At 69.7% G+C, this 11,597-nt stretch carries 9 protein-coding genes; 4 read left to right on the top strand and 5 right to left on the bottom strand.

Features of this window, described 5'->3' with window-relative positions; translation table 11 throughout:
* Positions 1 to 41: 41 nt before the first annotated feature.
* Genes QC180_RS30370 through QC180_RS17475 form a run of 4 tightly spaced genes read left to right on the top strand, consistent with a single transcriptional unit; the run spans position 42 to position 4,819 of the window.
* Positions 42 to 128 (top strand): potassium-transporting ATPase subunit F, encoded by an 87-nt coding sequence (locus tag QC180_RS30370; protein ID WP_474646481.1) that lies wholly within the window; start codon positions 42 to 44, stop codon positions 126 to 128.
* Positions 129 to 1,799, top strand: coding sequence for a potassium-transporting ATPase subunit KdpA (gene kdpA / locus QC180_RS17485; protein WP_278263825.1), 1,671 nt, complete (start codon positions 129 to 131; stop codon positions 1,797 to 1,799).
* A 1-nt stretch (position 1,800) separates the two neighbouring features.
* On the top strand, positions 1,801 to 3,948 hold the full coding sequence (gene kdpB, locus QC180_RS17480; RefSeq protein ID WP_278263824.1) for a potassium-transporting ATPase subunit KdpB: 2,148 nt from the start codon (positions 1,801 to 1,803) through the stop codon (positions 3,946 to 3,948).
* 1 nt (position 3,949) lies between these two features.
* The gene (locus QC180_RS17475; protein ID WP_278263823.1) at positions 3,950 to 4,819 is read left to right on the top strand and encodes a potassium-transporting ATPase subunit C; all 870 of its coding nucleotides are present in this window, start codon (positions 3,950 to 3,952) and stop codon (positions 4,817 to 4,819) included.
* 52 nt (positions 4,820 to 4,871) lie between these two features.
* Here QC180_RS17475 and QC180_RS17470 read toward each other — a convergent pair whose 3' ends face one another.
* The 5 genes from QC180_RS17470 to QC180_RS17450 all read right to left on the bottom strand — a co-directional run bounded on the left by QC180_RS17470 (position 4,872) and on the right by QC180_RS17450 (position 11,554).
* Positions 4,872 to 7,013: an amylo-alpha-1,6-glucosidase gene (locus tag QC180_RS17470; RefSeq protein ID WP_278263822.1), complete on the bottom strand. Its 2,142-nt coding sequence runs from the start codon at positions 7,011 to 7,013 to the stop codon at positions 4,872 to 4,874.
* A complete protein-coding gene (locus QC180_RS17465) occupies positions 7,010 to 8,170 on the bottom strand; it encodes a glycosyltransferase family 4 protein (protein ID WP_278263821.1) in 1,161 nt (386 codons plus the stop codon). The genes QC180_RS17470 and QC180_RS17465 overlap by 4 nt, the downstream gene beginning before the upstream one ends.
* A gap of 187 nt (positions 8,171 to 8,357) precedes the next feature.
* Positions 8,358 to 9,842, bottom strand: coding sequence for a PstS family phosphate ABC transporter substrate-binding protein (locus QC180_RS17460; protein ID WP_278263820.1), 1,485 nt, complete (start codon positions 9,840 to 9,842; stop codon positions 8,358 to 8,360).
* Between the two features lie 92 nt (positions 9,843 to 9,934).
* The gene (locus tag QC180_RS17455) at positions 9,935 to 10,969 is read right to left on the bottom strand and encodes a PHP domain-containing protein (RefSeq protein ID WP_278263819.1); all 1,035 of its coding nucleotides are present in this window, start codon (positions 10,967 to 10,969) and stop codon (positions 9,935 to 9,937) included.
* A 3-nt stretch (positions 10,970 to 10,972) separates the two neighbouring features.
* Complete coding sequence (locus QC180_RS17450) at positions 10,973 to 11,554, bottom strand: dihydrofolate reductase family protein (protein ID WP_278263818.1); 582 nt, start codon at positions 11,552 to 11,554, stop codon at positions 10,973 to 10,975.
* Positions 11,555 to 11,597: the final 43 nt, after the last annotated feature.

Raw genomic sequence — 11,597 nt, 5'->3', positions numbered from 1 at the left:
TTCGCGCTGCTCGGCGCGATCGGGCGCGGGGTGGAGAAGCTGTGATCGCGAATCTGGTCGGCCTGGTCCTGGCCGCGCTGGTCGCCGTGTTCCTCGTCGCGGCACTGCTGTTCCCGGAGAGGTTCTAGGTGAGTACGACAACCGCCGCGATCGTGTTCGTCGCGGCCCTGGTCCTGGCCGTGGCGCTGGTGCACGTGCCGCTCGGCGACTACATGTACCGCGTCTACAGCCGGACCGGGCACGCGCGCGCCGAGCGCCTGATCTACCGCGCCATCGGCGCGAACCCCGAGGTCGAGCAGACCTGGCCGGTCTATGCCCGCAGCGTGCTGGCGTTCTCCGCGGTGGGCATCCTGTTCCTGTTCTTCTTCCAGCTGGTCCAGGGCGCGCTGCCGCTGCGGCTCGACGATCCCGGCACCGAGATGACGCCCGCGCTGGCGTGGAACACCGCGGTCAGCTTCGTCACCAACACCAACTGGCAGAACTACTCCGGCGAGTCCACCCAGGGGCACCTGGTGCAGATGGCCGGTCTGGCGGTGCAGAACTTCGTCTCCGCGGCGGTCGGCATGGCGGTGGCGGTGGCGCTGGTGCGCGGCTTCGCCCGCCGCCACACCGGCGAGCTGGGCAACTTCTGGGTCGACCTGGTGCGCGGCACCCTGCGCATCCTGCTGCCGATCGCGTTCGTCTTCGCGATCGTGCTGATCGCGGGCGGGGTGATCCAGAACTTCCACCCGCACGATCAGCTCGCCCAGACGATCGGTGGCGCCCAGCAGACACTCACCGGCGGGCCCGTCGCCAGCCAGGAGGTGATCAAGGAACTGGGCACCAACGGCGGCGGCTTCTTCAACGCCAACTCCGCGCACCCGTTCGAGAATCCGACGACCTGGACGAATTTCGTCGAGATCTTCCTGATCCTGCTGATCGCCTTCTCGCTGCCGCGCACCTTCGGCCGGATGGTCGGCAGTGTCAAGCAGGGCTACGCGATCGTGGCTGTGATGGGCACGCTCGCCCTCACCAGCGTCACCCTGACCACCCTGTTCCAACTCCAGCACCACGGCACGGTGCCGAGTGCGATCGCCGCGTCCATGGAGGGCGTGGAAACCCGCTTCGGCGTGGCGAATTCGGCGACCTTCGCCGGAGCGACCACCCTCACCTCGACCGGCGCGGTGAACTCCTTCCACGATTCCTACACCAGCCTCGGCGGCCTGATGACCATGGTCAACATGCAGCTGGGCGAGGTGGCGCCCGGCGGTGTGGGCTCGGGGCTGTACGGCATGCTGATCCTGGCCGTGATCACGGTGTTCGTCGCGGGCCTGATGGTCGGGCGCACCCCCGAATACCTGGGCAAGAAGATCACCCCCCGCGAGATCGAACTCGCCGCCGCGTACTTCCTGGTGAGTCCGCTGATCGTGTTGATCGGCACCGCGCTCGCGATGGCGCTGCCCGGGCAGCGGGCGAGCATGCTCAACGGCGGCCCGCACGGCCTGTCGGAAGTGCTCTACGCCTTCACCTCCGCGGCCAACAACAACGGCTCCGCCTTCGCCGGGCTGTCCGGCAACACCACGTGGTTCAACACCGCGCTGGGCCTGGCCATGGTGTTGGGCCGGTTCCTGCCGATCATCTTCGTCCTGGCGTTGGCCGGGTCCCTGGCCCAGCAGGGCAGCACTCCCGCCTCGACCGGCACCCTGCCGACGCACCGGCCGCAGTTCGTCGGCATGGTCGTCGGCGTGACGGTGATCCTGGTCGCGCTCACCTTCCTGCCCGCGCTCGCGCTCGGGCCGCTCGCCGAAGGGCTCCACTGACATGTCCGGTCCCACCCTGCTCACCCCGGTCGCGTCGCGTCCCGACCACCGTGCCCCTCGGATCGGCTCCGGCGTGCTCGATCCGCGACTGCTGCGCACCGCGTTGCCCGAGGCGCTGCGCAAACTCGATCCGCGCACACTGTGGCGCAATCCGGTCATGCTGATCGTCGAGATCGGCGCCGCCTGGTCGACGGTCTTGGCGATCGCCGATCCGAGCGTGTTCGGCTGGTCCATCGTCGCCTGGCTCTGGCTCACCGTCGTGTTCGCCAATCTGGCCGAGGCCGTCGCCGAGGGCCGCGGCAAGGCCCAGGCCGACTCGCTGCGCCGGGCCAAGACCGACACCGTCGCCCGGCGCCTGGCCGACTGGACACCCGGTGGCCGCGTCGTCGAACAACGCGTCGCCGCACCGGAACTGCGCCGCGGTGACATCGTCGTGGTCGAGGCCGGGCAGGTGATCCCCGGCGACGGTGACGTCGTCGAGGGCATCGCCTCGGTGGACGAATCCGCCATCACCGGCGAATCCGCCCCGGTCATCCGCGAATCCGGCGGCGACCGCAGCGCTGTCACCGGCGGCACCACCGTGCTCTCGGACCGCATCGTCGTGCGGATCACCCAAGAACCCGGCGAGAGCTTCATCGACAAGATGATCGCGCTGGTCGAGGGCGCGAGCAGACAGAAGACACCCAACGAGATCGCGCTGAACATCCTGCTGGCCGCGCTCACGATCATCTTCGTGGCCGCCGTGGCGACACTGCAACCACTGGCGATCTTCGCCAGGGCGAACAATCCCGGCGTGCCGGACAGCCCGGCGCTGGACGCGCACGGCGTCACCGGCATCGTGCTGGTCTCGCTGCTGGTGTGCCTGATCCCCACCACCATCGGCGCGCTGCTCTCGGCCATCGGCATCGCCGGGATGGACCGGCTCGTGCAGCGCAATGTGCTGGCCATGTCGGGTCGCGCGGTGGAGGCCGCGGGGGACGTGAACACCCTGCTGCTCGACAAGACCGGCACCATCACCCTCGGCAACCGCCAGGCCGCCGAATTCGTCCCGATGCCCGGCATCCCCGACGACGAACTGGCCGACGCGGCACAACTGTCGAGCCTGGCCGACGAGACCCCGGAGGGCCGCTCGATCGTCGTGTTCGCCAAACAGGTGTTCGGCAAACGCGAGCGCGCGGCGGGCGAGCTGCCCGGCGCCACCTGGGTGGAGTTCACCGCGCAGACCCGCATGTCGGGTGTCGACCTCGCCGACGGGCACCAGCTGCGCAAGGGGGCGGCTGGTGCTGTCACTGAATGGGTTCGCGCGCAAGGGGGTTCGGTCCCGGCGCGGGCCGCGGAGATCGTCGACGGCATCTCGGCCTCGGGCGGGACGCCGCTGGTGGTCGGTGAAGTGAAGGACGGCACCCCGCGCCTGCTGGGTGTCATCCATCTCAAGGACGTCGTCAAGCAGGGGATGCGGGACCGCTTCGCCGAGATGCGCCGCATGGGCATCCGCACCGTCATGATCACCGGCGACAATCCGTTGACCGCCAAGGCGATCGCCGCCGAAGCCGGAGTGGACGACTTCCTCGCCGAGGCCACGCCCGAGGACAAGCTCGCCCTGATCAAGTCCGAGCAGGACGGCGGCCGCCTCGTCGCCATGACCGGTGACGGCACCAACGACGCCCCGGCCCTGGCCCAGGCCGATGTGGGGGTGGCGATGAACACCGGCACCTCGGCCGCCAAAGAGGCGGGCAACATGGTCGATCTGGACTCCGATCCGACCAAGCTGATCGAGATCGTGGAGATCGGCAAGCAACTGCTGATCACCCGTGGCGCGCTCACCACGTTCTCCATCGCCAACGACATCGCCAAGTACTTCGCGATCATTCCGGCGCTGTTCGTGGGCCTGTTCCCCGGCTTGGACGCGCTGAACATCATGCGGCTGGCCAGTCCGCAGTCGGCGATCCTGTCCGCGGTGATCTTCAACGCCCTCGTCATCGTGGTGCTCATCCCGCTGGCGTTGCGCGGTGTGGGCTACCGCCCCGGTGACGCCGCGTCGCTGCTGCGCCGCAACCTGACGATCTACGGCCTCGGCGGACTACTCGCCCCGTTCCTCGGCATCAAACTCATCGACCTGCTGGTCCAACTCCTCCCCGGGATGTCCTGACATGCGTACCGCCACCTGGATCCGCCAGCACCTGGCCGCCCTGCGCGCGCTGCTCGTGCTGACGGTGATCACCGGAATCGTCTATCCCGTCGCGGTGTTCGCGGTCGGGCAGCTACCCGGCCTCGACGACCGGGCCGAAGGTTCACTGCTGTACCGCGACGGCACCGTGGTGGGTTCGAGCCTGATCGGGCAGTCGTTCACCGATGCCGACGGCACCGCCCTGCCCCGCTACTTCCAGAGCCGTCCCTCGGCCGCGGGCGAGGGCTACGACCCACTGTCCACCGCGGCGAGCAATCTCGGCCCGGAGGACATCGTCGACACCGCCGCCCGCACCAGCCTGCTCACCACCGTGTGCGCCCGCTCGAAGGAGGTCGGCGACCGTGAGGGGGTCGACGGCCGCCGCCCGTTCTGCACGAAAGACGGGGTGGGCGCCGTGCTCTCGGTGATCGGCCCGCGCGAGCCCGACGGTGACGTCGCCCGGCCGGTGCGCGTGGTCAGCGTCAACGAGCTGTGCCCGGCGCGACCGTTCCTGCCCACCTTCCGAGGTGTCACGGTGGACTGCGCGCACGACGGCGAGGACTATTCGATGGGCCGAATCATCCCCATCCCCGGCGACGCCCCCACCGCTCCACCCGTCCCCGCCGACGCGGTGACCGCCAGCGGCAGCGGCCTCGACCCCCACATCTCCCCCGCCTACGCGGCCATCCAGGTCGCCCGAGTAGCCAGGGAACGCGGCCTCACCCCCGACCAGATCCGTGCGGTGGTCGCCGAACACACCGAAGCCCGCACCCTCGGCTTCCTCGGCGAACCCCGCGTCAACGTCGTCGAACTCAACCTCGCCCTCGACGACCGGTTCCCCGTCGGGGCCTGAACACACCTCGGGGCCGGACCCGGCCGGGTTCGGCCCCGAGAATGTCGATGTGTCAGCGGCTTTCGTCGGTGATCAACGCCCACCCCTCGGGCAGACCTGTCACCGTCACCGCCGACCCGCAGACCTCCAGGTCCACCGTGGCGTCCCCGAGTCGGAACTCCGAGAGCCGGACGCAACCCCAGGTCGGAGGCACCTGGGGGCGCACGGTGAGGGTGCGGCCCGGGACGTCCGGGTCGAGGCCGAGGAACGAGCGCACCAGTAGGAGCGGGGCCGCGCTGGCCCACGCCTGCGGTGAGCAGGAGGTGGGGTAGGGCACGGGTGCCTGGAAGCGGGCGCGCGGGAAACCGCAGAACAGCTCGGGCAGTCGGCCGTCGAAAGCGGCTGCCGCGTCGAGCAATCCGCCCGCGAGCTTGGTCGCCAGTTCCACCGCGCCGGGCACGTGCTGGTAGCGCATGAGCCCGGCGACCGCGATGGCCGTGTCGTGCGGCCAGATCGAGCCGCAGTGGTAGCTCATCGGGTTGTAGGCGCCCATGTTCGAGGCCAGGGTGCGCAGGCCGAAGCCCGAATCCATATCCGCCGTCGCCAGATTGCGGATGAGGATCTCGGCGTGCTCGTCGGTGGCGATGCCCGACCACAGGCAGTGCGCGGCATTGCTGGTGAGCGCGTCGATCTGGCGCTTGCTGCCGTCGAGCGCGACGGCGTACCAGCCGTAGTGCGGTAGCCAGAACTGCTCGGCGAACTTGGTCCGCAGTTCCGCGGCGCGCTCGCGCATCCGGGTGGCGAGGACGGTGTCGTCGAAGGCGTCGGCCAGCTCGGCGCGGGCCAGGTAGGCCGCGTAGACATAGCCCTGCACCTCGCACAGCGCGATCGGCGCCTGCGCGATATGGCCCGCGGCGTCGTTGATCCCGTCGAAGCTGTCCTTCCAGCCCTGGTTGATCAGGCCGCGATCGGTGGCGCGCACGTACTCCACGAAACCGTCGTCGTCGCGGTCACCGAAATCGGTGATCCAGCCGATGGCGGCGTCGGCGGCGGGCAGCAGCGTCGCGATCGACGCCGGTTCCGCGCCCCAGCGCAGACATTCGGCGAGCAGCATGACGAACAGCGGGGTGGCGTCGACGGTGCCGTAGTAGATCTGCCCGCCCAGCACCTGACCCACCGCGGGGCCGCGGCGCATCTCGTGCATGATGCGCCCCGGCTCCTCCTCCACCAGCGGATCGACCGTCTGCCCTTGCAGTTCGGCGAGCTGTTGCAGGGTGCCCAGGGCCAGATCGGTTTCCAGCGGCAGCGACATCCAGGCCGTGAGCAGCGAGTCGCGCCCGAACAGCGTCATGAACCACGGCGCACCGGCGGCGACGAAGGGCCGACCGGTGCCGGAGTCGGTGTGGATCTGCAACGCGCCCAGGTCGCTCTCGCTGCGCCTCAGCACCCGGTTGAGCAGGCCGTAGTCGGCGCTGATGTCGGTGGCGGTGGCCCGCCAGGCCTGGATCTTGCGCACCGGTTCGCTGTCGCGGTAGCGCTCCTTGGGCGTGCCCTGGGTCTGCGGACGCTGCGCCGCCCCGGCGGGCGCGGCGGTGATCTCGGTCTGCCAGCGTCCACCCGCGGGCACGACGACGCGCCAGATCATGGTGCCGGGCAACACCATCGGCTCGATGGAGGAGGTCAGCGCCAGCCCGCGCGAGAGATCGGTGCGGTCGTGCAGCAGCAGTTCGCCGTCGGAGGTCGTCATCTCCGAGCGGTGGCTGCCCATCCGCCCTTCCTTCACCGAGAACAGGTCGACGAAATCGGCGTCCACGTGCAGCTCGAGCACCACCGCGGTGGCCTCGCGGCTCATGTTGTCCAGGGTGATCAGCTCGTGCATGCCGTCGGCGACGAGCCGGTCGCGCACCACCAGCAGGGTGCTGTCGGCGCGGCCCTGCTGCGGGGGCCTGCGCAGCACGAACCGCGCCGCGAAGGCCTCCGGACTCAGCACCGACAGCGGCTCGGGCCGCTTGCCGTCGATCATCAGCTCCCAGCGCGAGATCACCCGGGCATCCCGGAAGAACAGGCCCTGGGGCTTGCCCGGCTCGATGTCACCGAGCCGGTCGGACAGGCAGAACGTGCCGCCTTCGACGAGGGTGACATTCCCCCCGCTGCCGCCGAGCCCCGCGGGTTCCCCCGCGTTGAGCGGGCTCGGCGACCCGTCTTCCTGACTCATGCGCGCCCGCTGGCCGCCCCGACGGGCATCGGCAGCTCGTACCCGTCGCCGACGCCACCGATCGTGGTGCGCGCCAGCAGATCGCGGTACACCTGCTCGTAGCCGCGGCCGAGGGTGTCGGCGCCGAAGTGGTCGACCACGTGGGCCCGGCAGGCGGCCGGGTCGTAGGTCGCGACTTCGGCGATGGCGGCGGGCAATTCGGCCGGATCGTCACAGATCCGCCCGGTGACCCCGTCGACCACCACTTCGCTCACCGCGCCACCGCGCAACGCCACCACGGGCGTGCCGCAGATCATCGCCTCGATCATCACCATGCCGAACGGCTCCTCCCAGCGGATGGGGAACAGCAGACACCGAGCTCCGGACAGGAGTTTACGCTTGGCCGCCGCGTCGGCGAGGCCGAACATCTGATCCGCGTCGGTCATCCGGGGGGCGACGAACTCCTCGAAGTAGGCCTTCTCCGGCGCCTCGCTGCACTTGCCCGCCAGGATCAGCGGGATGCCCGCCGCGTGGGCGGCGTCCAGCGCCAGGTGCGGGCCCTTGTCGGCGCTGAACCGGCCGAGGAACAGGGCGTAGTCCTGCTTTTCGGTCTGGTACGGCCACTGCTCGGGGCGCAGCGCGTTGTGCACCCGGCCCGCCCACGGCAGGTCGGGGGCCAGCGCGCGCTGACGGTCGCTGATGGCCACCAGCGAGCACTCCTGGCCCAGTTCGCGGTAGTACCGGTAGCAGTCGTCCTGCACCGGGCCGTGCACGGTGACCACCGTGGGCAGGCCCAGATCGGCGTAGGCGGGCGCGTTGAGCGGACCGGCGAAGGTGTGGTCGTGGACCAGGTCCACGCCTTCGGTCTCGGCCAGGCGCTCGATCGCGCGGCGCACCCGCAGCGCGTGGACGATCTCGGGGAACGGATCACCCAGCCGCTCGGGCTGGATCCGGTCCCACAGCGGGACGAAGTTCGCCTTGGTTCCCGGCTCGCCCGCGCCGAAGAGGGTGACGTGATGGCCGCGCTCACAGAGCGAGTCGACCAGATCGGCGACCACGGCCTCCACGCCGCCGTACGCCTTGGGGGGTACATCGAAATACGGGGGAACAACCATCGCGATACGCAGTGGGTTCTCGAAGAACCCGGTCGGCGACATTGCCGACATGTCTGCACTCATGACCTTCCTTCCAGGGACACAACCTCGCAACACTTGCGTTCGACAAGAGATGGCCGGAATGCGCACCCGCTGAACAGAGTGGCCGTGATGGAACGTACCCCGCTACCGGAGAGTAAACCAGTGGCGGCACGCGAAATCGTGTCGGCGATATCGCACCGAGACAGGAGATTCCGCCGTCAGTGCCGGTCTACGGCGTACAGAATTTCGGTTCGGACTCGGCATCACACGGTATGTTGCCGAACTCGATCATGGTGAGCCTGGCCTTACCGCGGGTCAGATAGTCCAGGAACTGGGTCACCAGCGAATCACCGGCGACCGGTCCGTGGGTGTACGCGTATTCCACGCCGGTGAACGGATACGCGCCAGCGCGCACGGTCTCCCGCGTGGGCGCGACGCCGTCGATCGACACGGCCGACACCCGCGCGTCCACGGCGGAGGTCTCCAGATAGCCCACCGCGCCAGGGATTTTGGCAACGAACGTAGCCACTTCCTCGGTGAGGTCCACCTCGCACTGCGGTCCGCCCGGCGCCATCCCCACGCAGCTGGTGTAGCGGAACACCTTCCGGTTGTCCTCGAGCAGTCGCGCCTCGAGCGCGCGACGCGTCCCCGAGCCCGCGGTGCGGTCGATTAGCACCACCGGCAGATCGGGCCCGCCGATCTCGTTCCAGTTCCGGATGTTTCCGCGATAGAGGTCGCGGATCTGCGCGGTGCTGAGATCGCGCGGGCCGACGGCCGGATGCACCACGATCGAGAACGAGCTCCGTACCAGCGGATGCTCGGTCAGTGACGCGAACGAGGTGCCCTTGCCGCCGTCGCCGATCGCGAGCATTCCCGGCGTCTCCCCCTCCCGGGTCAACGCGCGCAACCCGGGTTCGGTGCCGGTGAAATCGAAGCTGAATCGGGCGCCGGTGCAGGTCTTCTCGTAGTTCTGCGCCGCTCGGCGGATCGCCGGGGCCAGCGCGGTCGACCCGACGACCGTCAACGCGCCCTCGGCGCAGTCGCGCGGGGGCGGATCGGCGCGCAGCACCGCCACCAGCAACTGGGTCAGCACCACCAGGGCCAGGAACACGCTCAGGCCGAGCAGCGCGGGCTCCCGCCGCGATCCACTCGAGGTGAGCACGAATCGCCCACCCTTCAGACTCCCGACCTTTTGGATGACCTTGGTGGCGTTGCGATCCAGCGGATCGGGCGCCGGACCTTCCAGCACGGCCAGCACCTTGTAGTGCTCCCCGCGTTCGAGTCGTTCGGCGGGCAGCACGATCTCGGCGTGCCCGTCGTCGTCGGTGCCCGCGGCGATCCCGCGCAGCGCCGGGCTCAGCGGCTGCACCGGCGCCCCGGACTGGTCGACCCGCTCGGTCACCTCCACCACGCTCACCCGGTGCTGCGGGAACGACAGCCGTGGCCTGCCGGTGCTGCCGTAGTCGCCGTCCTCGATGGTGGCGTTGCCGTCGTTCTCGATCCGGATGAGGACGACCGATCGCGGTGCCGCCGGGCCGTTGTTCGGTGGCGGCGCGGCGTTCGGGTCCTCCAGGATCCGACTGGCCGGGGTGTTCATCTGCACCCGGTAGCCGAGGCGCTTGCGGCCGACGAACACGAACTCGCGCAGGAACGCGGCGACCGCCACGACCAGACCGATCAGCGACAGGACGACATCGACCGGAAAATCCCCCATCGGCCCCCCACCTCGACCCGGTTACGCGTATCCGTATGTCTACCAGCCGGATCCGCCCCGGAACGCGCCGACATCAACTGTTCGACCGGACTTCACCCGGTGGGCGCCGCCGTCCACGCGAGCAGCTCCTCGACCGGCCAGGTGTCGATCACCCGCTCGGCCTCCACGCCGTGCGCGAGCGCGCGCTCACAGCCGTAGCCCTGCCAGTCCAGCTGCCCCGGCGCGTGCGCGTCGGTGTCGATGCTGAAACAGCACTCCATCTCCACCGCCAGCTCGATCAGCCGTCCCGGCGGGTCACGGCGTTCGGGCCTGCTGTTGATCTCCACGGCCGTGCCGTAGCGGCGGCACGCCTCGAAGACCAGTTCGGCGTCGAAACTGGACTCCGGCCGGGTGCCCCGACCACCCGTCACCAGACGGCCCGTGCAGTGCCCGAGGATGTCGACGTGCGGGTTGGCGACGGCGTTGACCATGCGTCGGGTCATCGTGGCGCTGTCGTCGCGCAGGCGTGAGTGCACGCTGGCCACGACGATGTCGAGGCGGTCGAGCAGCTCCGGGTCCTGATCCAAGCTGCCGTCGTCGAGGATGTCGACCTCGATGCCGGTGAGTACGCGGAACGGCGCCAGCTGCTCGTTGAGCTCGGCGACCACGTCGAGCTGGCGGCGCAACCGCTCGGCGGACAGCCCGTTGGCCACCTTCAGCCGGGGCGAGTGATCGGTCAGCGCGCAGTACTCGTGCCCGAGCGCGGCGGCCACCGCCATCATCTCCGCGATCGGACTGCCGCCGTCGGACCAGTCGGAGTGGGTGTGCAGATCACCGCGCAGGCTCCTGCGCAGCGCGGCACCAGCGGGGGCGATGGGCTCGGCCGAGGCGCGCAGGTCGGCGAGATAGTCGGGCACCGCACCCGCTTGGGCCTGCTCGATCACGGCCGCGGTCTTGGGACCGATGCCGGTGAGTTCGCGCCAGCTGTGTTCGCGGGCACGCGAGGCGAATTCGGCGGCGGGCAGGGCGGCGAGCACGTCGGCGGCCCGGCGGTAGGCCTTCACGCGGTGCGTCTCGGCGCGCTCGCGTTCGAGCCAGAACGCGATCTCGCGCAGGGCCGCGACCGGACCGGGAGCGCCCGCCGTCATCGGCTACCTGATCCGGCCGTATTTGAGGAAGGCGACGCCGTCGGCGTACACCCGGCTGGTGATCACCCGGAACCGTTCCGGCGCGGGCAATTTCGCCCCACCACCGAACAGCGGGCGCCCGGTACCCAGCACCACCGGGTACAGCTTGAGGAACACCTGGTCGATCTCGGGCAGCAGCGTCTGGGCCAGCTCACCGCCACCGCAGAGCCAGATCCCCAGCCCCGCTTCATGTTTGAGCTCCCGCACCGCCCCCACCGGATCGGACCCGATCACCTCCACGCCGGGCGCGGGCGACTCCGGCAGCGTCGTGGACACCACGTACTGGCGCAGATGCTCGTACGGACTGGCCGTACCGGTCCGCACGCCGAAGTCGTGGGTCTTGCGACCCATGATCACGGTGTCGAAGTAGACATTGCCCGCCGCGATCCCGCGCGCCTCGCGCACCTTGGTCGGCAGCGTCTCGGGGTACTGGGTGATGATCGAGGGCCCGTGGTCGCCGCCGACGGGGAAGAAATCCAGTGTCCCGTCCTCGGCGGCGATGAACCCGTCGATCGTCGATGCCACGAAATAGGTCAGCTTGCGCATAACGTCCTCCTGCACGGACCCGGCCGGTCACGACCCGTCACCA

It is taken from the genome of Nocardia anocheti, from assembly GCF_029675105.1.
In the GTDB taxonomy this organism is placed as follows: Bacteria; Actinomycetota; Actinomycetes; order Mycobacteriales; family Mycobacteriaceae; genus Nocardia.
This window is presented reverse-complemented; position numbering and strand designations above follow the sequence as displayed.